Consider the following 14,582-nt stretch of genomic DNA (forward strand, 5'->3'; position numbering starts at 1 on the left):
TTGTACAAGGCATCCTCAATTTTTTTGATGAAGTGTTTCCAGTAATGTATATAGAGCGGACTTTAACTGTTTGAGATCCTCCCCAGACTGCTTTGAGAGCCCCAGAATTGTCCCTGGAATGTCAACCGCTTTTTCTTTTAATAACGCTCCGTCCTCTGTCAGGCTGATCAACACGGACCGCTCATCCTCTTCAGATCTTTTTCTCGTAATCAAACCCTGTTGTTCCATTCGTTTAAGCATCGGAGTGAGCGTTCCTGAATCTAAATACAGCTGTTCGCCCATTTTTTTGACAGTAAGCGTTTCATGTTCCCATAACAAAAGCAAAGCCAAATATTGAGGGTATGTTATATTCAGCTTATCAAGCAGCGGCTTGTATTGCTTTGTCATCTCCCGCGAACTCGCATATAGCAAAAAACAAAGCTGATTCTCCAATTTCATATGATCAAATTTATTTTCCATTTTGTTCACCAACTCTTTTTTGTCATTCGATTCTATTGTATCTGAAAAACCTCACTTTTCCTATTCTCGGCAAACATAGCATGTTTAAAAAGATCAGAAAGGGAAATATAACAACTAGATACAAATAAGGAGGTTGGGAAATATGGCACTATTTACAGCAAAAGTAACCGCGCGAGGCGGACGAGCAGGACATATTACATCAGATGACGGTGTTCTTGATTTTGATATTGTCATGCCAAATGCCAAAAAAGAAGGACAAACCGGCACAAATCCGGAACAGCTCTTTGCGGCAGGGTATGCTGCATGCTTCGGCGGCGCGCTCGAACACGTAGCCAAAGAGCAGAATATCGAAATTGATTCGGAGATTGAAGGGCAGGTCAGCCTCATGAAGGATGAGAGCGACGGCGGGTTTAAAATCGGTGTCACACTTGTTGTGAACACGAAAGATTTAGATCGGGAAAAGGCACAAGAGCTTGTCAACGCCGCTCATGAATTCTGTCCTTACTCAAAGGCAACCAGAGGAAATGTTGATGTAAAACTAGAATTAAAATAATGACCGGCATCCTGAGGATTCTCAGGATGTTTTTTGGTGTCGGACATGCGGGGCGGGCACAGATTTATGATAAAACTTCAGAGAAGCGTTTGAAGCATGCCTTTAAACCAAAAGTTACAGATGAAGCGGGTGGCTGGCACGGTGTCTGCCGTGCTGAATTGCGCGTATATGCTGTTTTGTATTTGCACAGGGCATAGCGGCTACTTGGAGAAATAACAAGGACCAGGCCGCGCATGCCTGATCCTTTTAATATTCTTTCTTATTGGCGAAGTTCCGCCATGCTTGAAACGGGGATAAATGCTCTGTTAGTGTCACTTGATAAAAGGGGATCGTTCTTTCTTCAGCAGGTTTATCAATTTCTTTATAAATGAATGAATCATCAAACCCGGCTTCGGCAGCGTCTGTGTGCTCAGCTGCATAGAAAACGGCTTTAGGCCGGGCCCAGTAGATGGCGCCCAAGCACATTGGGCATGGTTCACAGCTCGTATACAAAATGCAGTCATCAAGCTGGTAGGCTCCTAGCACCTTACAGGCTTTCCGAATAGCTGTGACTTCCGCGTGGGCAGTCGGATCATTGCTTGTTGTGACGTTGTTCTGTCCCTCTGCAATAATGGCTCCGTCTTTCACGATAACGGCTCCAAAAGGCCCGCCGATTCCTGCATTCACTCCTTCACATGCGAGAGTGACAGCCCGTTTTAAGAACGTTTCATGATTCATCCCAATCCCTCCTGTCAATAGAGTGTTATTAGTATAGCCGAAAAGAATGCAAAGAACATTCTTAAAAAAGTGCAAAATAAACAAAGTATTTGGGGGATTTGCTAAATAAGAAACCGATTGTGGCTGTATTATAGAAAAAAACCATCTGCCAAATGCAGATGGTTTTTTCAAATTATACTAGCTGTGTCTGCTGTGCTCTTGCCTGTTTTGCGGCTTCAACCATATTTTTCAATGCTGCAACCGTTTCTTCCTGCTGTCTTGTTTTCAATCCGCAGTCTGGATTTACCCAGAAGCGGTCAGTCGGACAGACGGCAAGCGCATCAACGATAATATTGTACATTTCTTCAGTTGACGGCACACGAGGGCTGTGAATGTCATATACACCAAGGCCAAGCCCTTTCAAATACGGGTGGTTTTTTAAGTAATCTAAAAATCCTCCGTGGCTTCTGCTATGTTCGATTGTAATCACATCGGCATCAAGATCATTGATTGTATCAACGATATCTTCGAAGTTGCTGTAGCACATATGTGTATGAATTTGTGTCTCGTTTTTCACGGAAGAAGTGGTTAATCTGAAAGCTTCTGCCGCCCAAGTCAAATACTCATCCCAATCGCGGGTTTTCAATGGAAGGCCTTCACGCAGCGCTGGTTCATCGACTTGAATGATTTGAATGCCTGCGTCTTCAAGCGCTTTAACTTCTTTGCGAAGGGCAAGCCCGATTTGGAAGGCGATTTCTTTCCTCGAGATGTCGTTTCGAGGGAAAGACCAGTTTAAGATTGTAACCGGGCCCGTCAGCATTCCTTTCACATGCTTGGAAGTCAATGACTGTGCGTAGACTGTGTCTTTCACTGTCATCGGTTCAATAAATTCAACATCTCCGTAAATGACTGGCGGGCGGACACAGCGTGAGCCGTATGATTGAACCCAGGCATATTTAGTGAAGGCGAAACCGGCCAGCTTTTCACCGAAGTATTCGACCATGTCTGTCCGTTCAAATTCGCCGTGAACAAGGACATCAAGCTCCAATTCTTCCTGAATATCAATCCATCTTTTTGTTTCCGCATTGATAAAGTTTTGATACTGTTCATCGGACCACTCAGCTTTCCGCCATTTTTGGCGTGCGCTCCGCACTTCAGCAGACTGCGGGAAGCTTCCGATCGTTGTCGTCGGCAAAAGCGGAAGGCCGAGAGATTCATTTTGCAGGGCTAAACGTTCTTCAAACGGAATCGGGCGCTTGAAGTCTTTATCGGTTAATTGCTCAAGCTCTTTCTTTTGTTCGGAATTGGCGCCTGTTGCAAACTGTTTAAGCGCCTGGATATCAGCCTTAGCCTGCTGAATCTCTTCGCTGATCGCCGCTTTTCCTGATACTAAGCCTTCTTTCAAAGCTGTCAGCTCGGCCAGCTTTTCTTTTGCGTAGGATAATCCGTTCAATAGGTCTTTTTCCAAATGCTCATCAGGGTGTTTCGCTACTGGAACATGTAGCAGGCTGCTGGAAGGCTGAATCCACAGTTCATCAACTTTTGCAATGCTGAGAATATCAAGAACGGCATCGAGACGCTCTTCAAGGTCCGCTTTCCAAATGTTGCGTCCGTCGATAACGCCGGCTGCCAGCACTTTGTCTGTCGGAAAGCCATGTGTTTTAAGCTGTTCCAGGTTTCTGCCTTTGTCGTGAACGAAATCAAGGCCAATTCCCTGAACCGGGTAAGAGATCAGCTCTTCATAAGCATCAACAGAATCAAAATACGTCTGCAAAAGCACATTCAAGGATGAAAGCTCACTTGTAATGCTTTCAAATAATTCTTTTGCACCGCGGACATCTTCACTAGAGGCGGTAACGAGCGCCGGCTCATCGATTTGAACCCATTTTACGCCTTCTTCTTCAAGCTCTTTCAAAAGCTGTACATATAATGGCACAAGGCGTTTTTGGATCGCTTTTGCTTCAGACGGTTCATAGCCTTTAGCAAGCGTAACGAACGTATAAGGGCCGACAATCACAGGCTTTGTTTCCACACCGTATTCCTGTTTGATCCGGCGATAATCTTCGAGTTGTTTGTTTCTTGTCAGACGGAACTCAATGCTCTCGTCATATTCCGGAACGATGTAATGGTAATTTGTATTAAACCATTTTGTCATTTCACTAGATACAGCGTCTTTGATTCCGCGGGCGATAGCGAAGTATGTATCGGTAGCGTCAGTCAAATGTCTGAACCGTTTCGGGATCCAGTTGAAGCTGACTGCTGTGTCGAGTACATGGTCATACTGTGTGAAATCAGAAACAGGCACAACATCAATCTGCTGGTCAATTTGTGTTTTTACTGCGGATAAAAATAGTTCGTCGATTTGCTTCAAAAACGTTTCTTTATCAGTACTGCCTTTCCAATACGCTTCAAGTGCTTTTTTCCATTCCCGGTTCAGTCCGATTCTCGGAAATCCTAAATTCGATGTTTTGATGGTTGTCATTGTTTCTCCTCCTTTATATGTAAAACACTCTCTTTAACCCGCGGATACAGGCTGCTAAGAGGTTTTCTCACAACAAAAAGCCTCTTTCCCATGAGAGAAAGAGGCTTTTCTGCGTAAAACACTGCCTCTCTCATCTCTCAGACACAATCTGATGGAATTAGCACCGTGCCTTATGAGACATCAGTCTCGGCGCGAAAAGCAGTGCGCCCCATTTCACAATGGTATTACGGTCGGTTGCTGTTGGGGTCAAAAGGCCAATCCCTCGCCCAACTCTCGATAAGAGAAAATGTTATTAATTTTTTGAAAAGTTGAATCATTTGTTGGTAATCTTAACAGTAATTCAAATTCATTGTCAACATAGAATTTGAAATTTTTATTTACATGATGTGGTGTATATTATATAAGAAAAATAATCTTATAGGGTCAACAAATGTGATTGCTCTGCTTTTTCTGCGAGCTCATCAGGAGCTGTTAAATACAGGAATCCATTGCCTGCCAGCGTTTTTGCAATATCAAGAGGAAGTGTCCTGCGGATTAGCTGTGCGAAAACCTCAGATTCAGAAAGCTTTCTTTGAAATGATTCTTCTTCATAGCTTTTGATTAAAGCAAGCGCACCGCTGACATGAGGGGCAGCCATTGAAGTGCCGGTCAGCTTACCGTACTTCTTGTTGGGAAGGGTGGATAAGATGTTTTCTCCTGGTGCCACAAGGTCAATCTCTTTATTCGCGTTAGAAAATTCTGATAATTCTCGCGCTACTGAAACAGATCCAACTGCAATGACTTCGTTATAAGCTGCGGGGTAGGAAAGCTCTTCTGTGCGTTCGTCGCCGTCACCTTCATTTCCCGCTGCACAAACGACAAGCACTCCGTTTTTCACTGCGTTTTTCACTGCTTCTTCCAGCTCTGGCACATCGCTTGGCCCTCCAAGGGACATTGAGATGATGTCGACTTTCTGTTCCACCGCGTAGTTGATGCCGTTAATTATCCATTCGTATTGTCCGCTGCCATTCTCGCCGCCAAGAACCTTCACAATCAATAGGCTTGCCTCAGGCGCGACTCCGGCAATGCCTCCGTTTGAATCATTAGCTGCAATTGTTCCGGCGACGTGTGTGCCGTGTCCGTTGTAGTCGGAAATCGCATCTTCCTTGCCGCCGTCGTCATCCGTGAAGTTCTTTCCGCCGATGATTTGATTTTTTAAATCAGGGTGGCTTGTGTCGCAGCCCGTGTCTAATACAGCAACTTTAATATTTTTGCCTTTTACCCCTTTTGCCCACATTTCTGGCGCCTTAATCACTTTAATGCCCTCAGGAAGCTCGTTTACATCCATGATCTGCTCATTCGTCACATACGGGATCAAGCGGATTTCACCATTCATAAAAAAGCCCTCCTTTTTTATGCTTGCAAGTGGATTCAAGGGTGTTGTCTCATATTATATGAAAAAAACAAGCGCTCGGACAGAGCCATTTGAAGCATTTTGAAAAAATAGGATACACACCAAAGAATTAGTAATTTTCAAAATATTGGGTGGCTTCGGCGTGTATGACTGGGATTCAACTGTAAGTCAAGTTATAATAGTGTTGGGGAAAGGAGCAGTGTCATGAAACTGAATGAAAAATTATATGCATTTTTTTCAGAGCATGTGGAACAAATGGCCGAGGAATGGATTGAAACGATGGAGGAAAGTGATCCGAATTCGCTTTACGCCCTACATAATGCAACAGTAACGGAAGAATTGAAAGAGCAGGACAGAGAATTTTACCGGCATCTGAATTACATGTATGTTTTACCGGAAAAACAATTTCTCGAAGAGTTTCAAGAGTGGGTCATTGAGCTGACCAACGATCAAAAACATCTCGACACACCGGTTCAGTATGTCATTCGGGAGTTTATGAGAAACAGGAGATTATATACGAAGTATTTTGAGAAGTTCGCAGAAGAAAATGAATCAGCGTTTGAACCGGGAGAGAAGCAAAAATGGGCAGATTTGATTGTAAAAGTATTTGATTTCACCATTTATACATTCGTTGATCACGCTGAAATGAATGCCAAGCAGCAATTAAACGCCCAAAGAGAAATGATATTGGAATTAAGCTCACCTGTCATTACCCTGAGCAAATCAACAGCTCTGCTGCCACTTGTCGGTGACATTGATACCGAACGGGCGAAGTTTATTCTGGAAAACACGCTTCAAGCTTGTGCGAAAAGACGTGTGGAGCATCTGTTAATCGATCTGTCAGGTGTTGTTGTGGTGGATACGATGGTGGCGCACCAGATCTTTAAATTGATTGAGGCGCTTAATCTGATCGGTGTCCGGTCAACCCTGTCAGGAATCAGGCCTGAAATTGCGCAAACTGCTGTACAGCTGGGGATTGACTTTTCGAATATTACCATTAAAACCAACCTTGCCCAAGCATTAAACTATCATCAATAAAAAAATCCGCTATCTGTGATAGCGGATTTTTTATGATGCGAAACATAAAGATACGAGAAAGGATCCCGCGAATAATATGAGGACGAGGCAAAAGAACACCCAGTCGCGCCGGTTCACGCTCAATGTCCTGTAGTATGTCCGGTTTCTGCTTCCTGTAAATCCTTTCGATTCCATCGCAAGCGCTGTCCGTTCCGCTTTTCTGATGGCGCTTGCCAATAGCGGTATGGTATATCGTTTTAACGCACTGATTTTATTCATGATGCCGCTCTCCGCCGCTCCTCCTCTGATTTTATGAGCCTGCTGAATCAGCTGGACCTCATCCTTTAACAGCGGAAGAAAGCGAAAGCCTGCAATGACACCGTACGCGAGCTTTGGTGAGAGCCTGCACTGCTGGACAAGGCTCAGCATAAATAAAATCGGATCGGTTGTAAAAACAAACATCATCGATAAGGCGGAAAAGCATAAAATACGAAACCCGAGAGAGATGCCGACAGACACATTATCGCTGTTAATTGAGATAGGGCCTGCTTGAAACAAAAAATTATCCGGTGTTGTCGGCACTTTTCCAAAAACTGCGGCTGTCCACACGCATCCGAATGCTAAAATCAAAAACGGAATCGTAAACAACAACCATTTTTTCAATGGGATTCCGGCCGCCAGTAGAACGCCCGCAACGATGATGATATAAAAACATGCCGGAGTGTATGGGTTGTAAATAAACGACAGCATGACGACACAACAAAAAACCGCCGCCGCTTTCACAGTCGGATTAATGAGATGTAACGGCTGCTTCATCACGCACCTCCTCTTGAAATGCCATCCATTCATATAGAAGGGGAAGGGTGAGCTTTGCTTTTTGAACAAGCCCTGTTTCTTGAGAAAACAACTGCGCTGGAGATCCGTCAAAGGCCAGGCCCGTATCGTGAAGCACAAGCACGCTGTCAGCATACGAAGAGACTAGCTCCATATCGTGTGTAATCATAAGGACAGCGGTTCCCTCTGCCTTGATACGCTGAATCATTTCCATGCATTCAGCCGCCGTGCGGGCATCCTGGCCAAAGGTTGGTTCGTCTAATAATAAAACCTTTACGTCATGCATGAGCATAGTAGCTACGCTCAGTCGCCGTTTTTGCCCTTGGCTGATCGCAAACGGATGATGATCAGCCAAATGCGCAAGACCAAAACGCTGCAGCAGGTGTTGCGCTTTTTTCTCAGTTTCAGCATTTGCTTTCTGGCCGAACAGAAGCTCATCATACACCGTATCGGTGACGAATTGATGCTCAGGGTTTTGAAAAACAAATCCCATCCGTTTACGCAATTCTTTTTCTTTATATTTCTGCAGCGGCTGGTCATAAAGAAGGATTTTGCCGCTTTGCGGTTTCATGAGACGGGCCAGAACTGATAAGAGCGTCGATTTTCCAGTGCCGTTCGGACCGACAAGCGCCGTTAAAGAGCCTCCGCGCAACGAAAAGCTGATGTCTTTGAAAATCGTCTGCTGTCCTCTCGCGAACGAAAGGCTGCTGACTTCAAGCACACTCTCCCCAGAAGGAGCTTCCTTCTTTTTGGCATGCCCGGCGGGAATAGGCTCTTTGAACAGCATTTCTTTTGATAAAGTAAACGGCATACTCAGCTTTTCCTGCAGATGACAGACCTTTGGAATGGCGATGCCCAATTTCTTTAGTGTCTCCGCTTCGTGTTGAAATAGATTTTTCGTCAGGCCATCCAGCGCTTTTTTGCCTGATTTGTCAAGCGCGATCGTTCTCTCAATCCAAGCCGCCCATTCATCAAGCTGGTGCTCAATGACGAGGAGGCTGAAACCTTTTTCCCGCTGAAGATCCTTCATCAGATGAACGAACTCCCGCGCTGAGAAAGGGTCTAAAAGAGAGGTCGGCTCATCTAAAATAATAAGCTCAGGCTCCATCGCCAAAATACAGGCGAGAGCCACTTTCTGCTTTTGTCCTCCTGAAAGGGTTGAGATCGTTTTTTCTTTTAAATGGGTAATGCGTAATTTTTCTAATACGGCGTTGATTTTCTCTGTCATTTCTTCTTTTGGAATTTGCAGATTTTCCAGCCCGAACGCTATTTCGTCCTCCACCGTCAGCATGCAGAACTGCTGATCAGGATCCTGAAAAACGACCCCGGCATGCTGAGCAATCGTTTCGGAGGTTTCAGCATCTGTGACCGGCTTTTGAAATAGAAAGACATGTCCGGACTGAATGCCGTCGCAAGCCTCCGGATATAGACCTTTTAAACAAAGGGCGAGCGAGCTTTTACCGCATCCGCTCGGTCCTAATAATAAAACACATTCTCCTTTTTGAAGCTCAAACGAAATGTCTTGAAAAACCGGTTTCTCGTCTTCTTCATAAGAGAAGCTGAGCTGCTCAACCGTCAGAAGCTCATCAAAGGCTTGCATGTTCTGACGCCCGCTTCCGTTTCTTTTTCAGTTCCTTTCCGAGTGCCATTCCGTTTAACACACCTGTATAAGCGAGAGAGTCGCTGACAGCTTTTCCGAGAAGCCCCGCCAAAAGCGCGCCGGAAATGAGACGGATCACAAGCATAATGAGCAGATAACCTGGTGAATAGGCTGCATAGCCAGAAACAAAGAGATCATAGATAAAGCTGGCTACTGAAGACCCCATACCGGCCAGCATAAGGACAGGGAGAGAGTATGCTTTCCAGCGTGTTGCAAGAAATACAGCCTCAGCCCCGAGCCCTTGAACAATGCCAATGACGATGACCATCGGGCCAGACGGATTTCCCAGCAGGCACTCAACGAGAGCGGCAATGATTTCAGAAACGAGCGCCGCACCCGGTTTTCGAATCATGTACGCGGCGATCACAGAAACGATAAACCAAATGCCGTAAATCGGTTCATAGGCGATTGGCCCAAACATACCTGCAAGCACGTTTCCGAAATGTGTAAATAATAAATAAACAACGGCAAATACGATACTGATAACGGACATGATGACAATTTCTTTTACTTTCCAGCTTTTCATTTTATCCCTGCTTTCTGTTTTTTCTTGATGGACTGTTAGCCGAAAGATTCACAGTCATGGTGATATGGTTTGTTTGCTGCTCGGCCATGCGGAAAACGGCTTCCAATGTGCTGAATACGTCATGCGCATCCCCGTCAAGCTCGCTCGCGTAATGGACACTCTGTACGAAAGTGCCTTGGGCTTTTGCAATGTCGACAGCCTTCATAATCAACCCCATATAATCCGGCTCGTTCATTGGATAAAGGGCAAATTGGCACGGCGCTTCCGCCTTCAAGCCTCGGACAGCATCTTCATTGACACGCTTATCACCTTTGGAAAGATATGTATCCCCCTGTGTGTCACCCGGGCATCCAATGGAAAACGTGCCGTTCATGACGATGTGTTGTTCGCTGTTTGCTGCATGAAGGTAAATGGCTTTTGCAGCATCGAATACATGATCAATCGATCCGCGTAACACCGTGCTGATATGGTCGGTTTTCGTCCAAACCTTGGATGTATCTGTTTTTTTCAGCGCAGACTTGATCACACTGATAAAATCATCCGTCATCGGATATAAAGAGAAGCGAAAACCGGCGATTCTGCTTGTACCGCAAATATGCTCCATTTCTCCGACCTCCTGTTTTTTTGGTAAAATAAAAAACTGCATATCCTAAGGGAATATGCAGTCATAGATCGATTAAGCGCACAAAAAAATACACCATTCGGTCAACCTGCACTTCCCCACGCTGGTATTATCCAGATCGGGTCATAAGGGATCAAAGCGCGTTTCTTCCGCGCTTTATCTCAGCCAAAACAGCACCCCTAGTGCTTTCCGTATACAATTTTTTATTTTGACATCATAATAGATGATAAGAATCATTTTGTAAACAACGAAATCATTTTTTTCATATAGGGACGGGAGAGGATGATCAAATTTGGAAAAAGGACACATATTAATTGTGGAAGATGAAGAAAAAATCGCCAGGGTTCTTCAGCTTGAATTGGAATATGAAGGATACAGCGTCACCATCAAACACAATGGCACAGAAGGTCTGGATGCGGCAGCGAAAGGCGGGTATTCCTTGGTGCTTCTTGATGTCATGCTTCCGGGGCTTAGCGGACTGGAAGTGCTGCGCCGCTTGAGAAAAACGGATCCGCAGACACCGGTCATATTATTAACGGCGCGAGACAGTATTCCTGATAAGGTAACAGGTCTGGACATCGGTGCAAATGACTATGTCACCAAGCCGTTTGAAATCGAGGAATTGCTTGCGAGAATCAGGGCGGCGCTGCGGCAAAATGGAACAAAAACGGAAGATATCGGCACCTTTCTTACATATGACGATTTGCGGGTGAACGAAAAAACCCGTGAAGTGAGACGCGGAGACAAAGAGGTGGAATTAACGCCGCGGGAATTTGATCTACTCGTCTATATGCTAAAGCATCCGCAGCAAGTGCTGACACGGGAGCAAATTCTAAGCTCGGTATGGGGATTTGATTATATCGGTGATACAAATGTCGTGGACGTCTACATAAGATACATCAGAAAAAAACTGGACTATCCTTACGAAAAACAGCTGATCCATACGATTCGCGGGGTCGGCTATGCCATTAAGGGGTAAACGATGAAGCTGAAGACCAAGATTCATCTATACACATCAATATCACTGTTGATTTTATTAATTTTGGTGCATACCGCAGTCTATCTCATTTTTTCGTCTGCGCTGACATCAAAGGATGCATCCCGGCTTGCTGATGAGACGGATAACATTGCCGAAGCGCTGCGTGCCGCTGAAACAGAAGGAGTGGCTTTGCAGGATATGCTGCAGGCCTATCTTCCGGCAAATGGCATGGTGCGTGTAGTGAATGGTGATCAAAAAGCCGTTATGACGATCACAAAAGAAAAAGCCTATAAAGGTTTTCCTCTCTCTTTTCATAGCGGAGAAACGGCAGATGTGAGGAAACATGACGGCAAGCTGTTTGCCGAGGCTGCTGTTCCGGTGATTTGGACCGATGGACAAGTGGTGTCTCTTCAGCTGGTTGAAAGGCTGGAGAACACAGAAGAGAGTCTGTTTCTGCTGAAAATCATCTTAATCGCTGCAAGTGCTGCTGTCTGCATTGCTTCTTTTTTTGCCGGGAGCTTGCTTGCCCGCCGTATCATCAATCCGATCAGACGATTAATGATCACAATGAAAGACATACAGCGAGACAAAGAATTTAAAACGATTTCTTTAGAAGGACAGTCCAACGATGAATTGTATCAAATGGGGCTGACATTTAATGAAATGGCAATGATGCTGAAGGAGCACTATGATAAACAGCAGCAATTTGTTCAAGATGCTTCACACGAATTGAAAACGCCGCTCACCATTATAGAAAGCTACAGTAGCCTGATGAAGCGGTGGGGGGCAAAAAAGCCGGAGGTGCTTGAGGAGTCGATAGAAGCCATTCACTCAGAAGCAGTGCATATGAAAAAACTGACCAATCAGCTTTTGGCGCTGGCCAAAAGCCATCAAGGACTCGAGGTTGATCTGAAAACAATCGATCTGATTAAAGCGGCGCGCGCGGTTATGCAAACGCTCCAGTCCGTTTATCAGCGTGACATATTGCTTGAAACAGATAAAGAGAGCCTGCTTGTAAAGGCTGATGAAGAACGCATCAAGCAGCTGTTGACCATTTTGCTTGATAATGCAATAAAGTATAGTGAAAAGCCTATTGAGATGTCAGCCGGAACGAGGAATGGACGGCCATTTCTGTCAGTGAGGGATGAAGGCATCGGAATACCTGAGGAGCATATCCCGCATTTGTTCGAACGGTTCTACCGGGCAGATGAGGCACGAAACAGAAAAACAGGCGGAACGGGTTTAGGCCTTTCCATTGCCAAGCAAATCGCCGATGAGCATGGCATTGAGCTGTCTGTCAAAAGCAAGCCGGGACGAGGAACAGCTGTCACCATGCAATTCAGCGAACAGAATGGGGGAGGCCGATGACTAAAACAATAAAAACAGTATCTTTTGCCGCAGCAGCCATTTTAGTTGTCATCATCTGTACGTTTCTCATCATTCGGCAAACCCATGAGAACGTATTGTCAAAGGAGACTGTCGTAAAAAAAGTCGAATCTTCTTATGAAGGCAAGGTCACGAAAGCAACACAATCAAAGGATAAAAAAACATATGATATAACGCTTGAAAATCAAAAGGGAACTTACTTTGTAAAAGCAGACGCAATATCGGCTGACATTCTTTCAATGAATAGAGTAAAAGCAGTGAATCCATCTGCCATGACAGAAAAAGAAGCCGAGCATCTCGCGCTTGAGCGGGTGCCGGGAACGGTCAAAAAACAAACACGACAAAGTCGAGTTGCCACTTATACCATACAAAAAGAAGACGGGAAAACATACGAAGTGAAGGTAGACATGCAGGCAAAAACAGTCTTGTCTGCCGATCAAATCAGCAGCAAAGATCAACAAAAAACGCCGATTACGAAAAAAGAAGCCAAAACAATTGCTGAGCGAGAAACGGGAGGAACAGCGGATGACGCAGATCTCGAAGAAAGTGAGGGCACTCTCATCTTTGAAGTGGACGTTGATCTTCCTGATAATAAGGAAGCGACAGTGAAAATCAATGCCTACACAGGAAAGGTAGCTAACATTGTGTATGAAGACTGACGGTTTCTCATCAAATTCTCATCTTGCTCTCGTTTTCCTTTCATGTTGAGTGTGTAAACTGTACTCATACAAAACAAAGGAGGACTCACAAATGCTCAAGAAAAAATGGATGGTCGGTCTTTTAGCAGGGTGCCTAGCGGCCGGAGGATTCAGCTACAACGCGTTTGCCAAAGAAAACAATGAAAACAGACAGGCTTCTTCTAAGACGGATGCACTCACTGAACAAGAAGCAGAAGCAATTGCTAAAACAGTTGTTGACGGCACAGTAGAAGACATTGACAGAGACCTTTACAACGGTAAAGAAGTCTATGAAGTGGAGATTGAAAAAGAAGGTGAAGACTACGACGTTTATGTAGATATTCATACAAAACAAGCGCTTAATGACCCGCTAAAGGAGAAAGCAGAACAAGTCGCCATAACCAAAGAAGAAGCTGAAGAAATTGCTTTAAAGCAAACAGGTGGAACCGTAACAGAAAGTAAGCTTGACGAAGATGACGGTGCTTACATCTATGAAATGGAAATCCAAACGAAGCAAGGAACTGAGACAGAATTTGAAATTTCCGCAAAAGATGGACGCATTATCAAACAGGAGATAGATGACTAATCAAAACCCCCGCTGCAGCGGGGGTTTTTCATGATAAGAAACCTTCTTTTGGACAATCTAAGTAGAAAAGGAGGCGAAACGCATGGAAAAGAAAGAGGAGCAATACATCAATCAGGCTGAATATGTCCCTCATCCGACGAAGGAAGGAGAGTATGCCTTATTTCTTCATGAAACGTATCATTTGCTTTCTGAAGATGACGAGACACAAACAACAGAATAAGGGCTTTGGCCCTTGTTTTGTTCCGTAATTGTGATGTAAGCGCATTTATTACTTTTTTGAGTTGACACAGCTTGTTTTTTTCTGTAATCTCAGTGTGTCAATTCAATTAGGAACTTCGTTAGGTGAGGCTCCTGTATGGAGATACGCTGCTGCCCAAAAATGTCCAAAGACGCCAATGGGTCAACAGAAATCATCGACATAAGGTGATTTTTAATGCAGCTGGATGCTTGTCCTATGCCATACAGTGCTAAAGCTCTACGATTGAAGGCGCCCGCACGCTTTTTTTGCCGTGCTTCTTTCACCTTCAATCCCGAAGGCTTTTTTTATGCCTTTAAAACGAAACCAATCAAAGGAGGTGCGGAGTATGGATTCTCCCCATTCGAGTCAATCTGAAGAAGTACCCATATACTATGACAGCAAGACAATTGATTACACGATGAGGAGACGAACTGCCGCACCTTCTGGCGAGGCCGGCACGTCTCCGTAGAGGAG

17 protein-coding genes and 3 riboswitches are annotated in these 14,582 nt (G+C 44.8%); of the genes, 9 read left to right on the forward strand and 8 right to left on the reverse strand.

Annotation, left to right across the window (positions count from 1 at the left end):
* Positions 1-15: 15 nt before the first annotated feature.
* Complete coding sequence (gene ohrR, locus QF06_RS05590; protein WP_003245653.1) at positions 16-459, reverse strand: organic hydroperoxide resistance transcriptional regulator OhrR; 444 nt, start codon at positions 457-459, stop codon at positions 16-18.
* Positions 460-601: 142 nt separating this feature from the next.
* Between ohrR and QF06_RS05595 the strand changes: the two genes are divergently transcribed.
* Both QF06_RS05595 and QF06_RS05600 read left to right on the forward strand, forming a co-directional pair.
* Positions 602-1,012, forward strand: coding sequence for an organic hydroperoxide resistance protein OhrB (locus QF06_RS05595; protein WP_003232570.1), 411 nt, complete (start codon positions 602-604; stop codon positions 1,010-1,012).
* A gap of 26 nt (positions 1,013-1,038) precedes the next feature.
* Entirely contained in the window at positions 1,039-1,209 is a 171-nt protein-coding gene (locus QF06_RS05600) for a hypothetical protein (RefSeq protein WP_003232568.1), read from the forward strand.
* Between the two features lie 49 nt (positions 1,210-1,258).
* Here QF06_RS05600 and guaD read toward each other — a convergent pair whose 3' ends face one another.
* The 3 genes from guaD to isp all read right to left on the reverse strand — a co-directional run bounded on the left by guaD (position 1,259) and on the right by isp (position 5,565).
* Positions 1,259-1,729: a guanine deaminase gene (guaD, locus tag QF06_RS05605; protein WP_003245084.1), complete on the reverse strand. Its 471-nt coding sequence runs from the start codon at positions 1,727-1,729 to the stop codon at positions 1,259-1,261.
* 172 nt (positions 1,730-1,901) lie between these two features.
* Positions 1,902-4,190 (reverse strand): 5-methyltetrahydropteroyltriglutamate--homocysteine S-methyltransferase, encoded by a 2,289-nt coding sequence (gene metE / locus QF06_RS05610; protein ID WP_015715762.1) that lies wholly within the window; start codon positions 4,188-4,190, stop codon positions 1,902-1,904.
* A 127-nt stretch (positions 4,191-4,317) separates the two neighbouring features.
* A riboswitch (SAM riboswitch) is annotated at positions 4,318-4,473 on the reverse strand.
* A gap of 132 nt (positions 4,474-4,605) precedes the next feature.
* The gene (gene isp, locus QF06_RS05615) at positions 4,606-5,565 is read right to left on the reverse strand and encodes a serine protease Isp (protein WP_014479598.1); all 960 of its coding nucleotides are present in this window, start codon (positions 5,563-5,565) and stop codon (positions 4,606-4,608) included.
* A gap of 222 nt (positions 5,566-5,787) precedes the next feature.
* Here isp and rsbRB point away from each other — a divergent pair, with 222 nt between their 5' ends.
* Positions 5,788-6,621 carry an RsbT co-antagonist RsbRB gene (gene rsbRB / locus QF06_RS05620; RefSeq protein WP_003232560.1) on the forward strand — a complete coding sequence of 278 codons (834 nt, stop codon included), beginning with the start codon at positions 5,788-5,790 and terminating at the stop codon, positions 6,619-6,621.
* Positions 6,622-6,651: 30 nt separating this feature from the next.
* On the opposite strand, the gene thiX is transcribed toward rsbRB, so the two are convergent.
* From thiX to thiU, 4 genes are read right to left on the reverse strand one after another with little or no spacing between them, the layout of a single operon-like run.
* Complete coding sequence (thiX, locus tag QF06_RS05625) at positions 6,652-7,416, reverse strand: HMP/thiamine ABC transporter permease ThiX (protein WP_019712472.1); 765 nt, start codon at positions 7,414-7,416, stop codon at positions 6,652-6,654.
* Positions 7,391-9,034 (reverse strand): ABC transporter ATP-binding protein, encoded by a 1,644-nt coding sequence (locus tag QF06_RS05630; protein ID WP_019712473.1) that lies wholly within the window; start codon positions 9,032-9,034, stop codon positions 7,391-7,393. The genes thiX and QF06_RS05630 overlap by 26 nt, the downstream gene beginning before the upstream one ends.
* Positions 9,021-9,620: an ECF transporter S component gene (locus QF06_RS05635; RefSeq protein WP_003232554.1), complete on the reverse strand. Its 600-nt coding sequence runs from the start codon at positions 9,618-9,620 to the stop codon at positions 9,021-9,023. Before QF06_RS05635 ends, QF06_RS05630 begins: the two co-directional genes overlap by 14 nt.
* Position 9,621: 1 nt before the next feature.
* The gene (thiU, locus tag QF06_RS05640) at positions 9,622-10,224 is read right to left on the reverse strand and encodes an HMP/thiamine ABC transporter substrate-binding protein ThiU (RefSeq protein WP_032730472.1); all 603 of its coding nucleotides are present in this window, start codon (positions 10,222-10,224) and stop codon (positions 9,622-9,624) included.
* Between the two features lie 96 nt (positions 10,225-10,320).
* Positions 10,321-10,433: riboswitch (TPP riboswitch) on the reverse strand.
* 101 nt (positions 10,434-10,534) lie between these two features.
* Here thiU and ykoG point away from each other — a divergent pair.
* The 6 genes from ykoG (at position 10,535) to QF06_RS22235 (ending at position 14,577) form a co-directional block, all read left to right on the forward strand.
* On the forward strand, positions 10,535-11,221 hold the full coding sequence (gene ykoG, locus QF06_RS05645; RefSeq protein WP_032730473.1) for a two-component system response regulator YkoG: 687 nt from the start codon (positions 10,535-10,537) through the stop codon (positions 11,219-11,221).
* Between the two features lie 3 nt (positions 11,222-11,224).
* Positions 11,225-12,589 (forward strand): two-component system sensor histidine kinase YkoH, encoded by a 1,365-nt coding sequence (gene ykoH, locus QF06_RS05650; protein WP_019712476.1) that lies wholly within the window; start codon positions 11,225-11,227, stop codon positions 12,587-12,589.
* Positions 12,586-13,266: a PepSY domain-containing protein gene (locus QF06_RS05655; protein WP_017695084.1), complete on the forward strand. Its 681-nt coding sequence runs from the start codon at positions 12,586-12,588 to the stop codon at positions 13,264-13,266. Before ykoH ends, QF06_RS05655 begins: the two co-directional genes overlap by 4 nt.
* Positions 13,267-13,357: 91 nt before the next feature.
* Entirely contained in the window at positions 13,358-13,870 is a 513-nt protein-coding gene (locus QF06_RS05660) for a PepSY domain-containing protein (protein ID WP_014479606.1), read from the forward strand.
* A gap of 82 nt (positions 13,871-13,952) precedes the next feature.
* A complete protein-coding gene (locus QF06_RS21015; protein WP_003218541.1) occupies positions 13,953-14,090 on the forward strand; it encodes a transcriptional regulator SplA domain-containing protein in 138 nt (45 codons plus the stop codon).
* Positions 14,091-14,197: 107 nt separating this feature from the next.
* Positions 14,198-14,363, forward strand: a riboswitch (M-box (ykoK) riboswitch).
* Between the two features lie 91 nt (positions 14,364-14,454).
* Positions 14,455-14,577 carry a hypothetical protein gene (locus QF06_RS22235; RefSeq protein ID WP_009967087.1) on the forward strand — a complete coding sequence of 41 codons (123 nt, stop codon included), beginning with the start codon at positions 14,455-14,457 and terminating at the stop codon, positions 14,575-14,577.
* Positions 14,578-14,582: the final 5 nt, after the last annotated feature.

The organism is Bacillus sp. YP1 (assembly GCF_000877815.1).
GTDB classification, from domain to species: Bacteria; Bacillota; Bacilli; order Bacillales; family Bacillaceae; genus Bacillus; species Bacillus subtilis.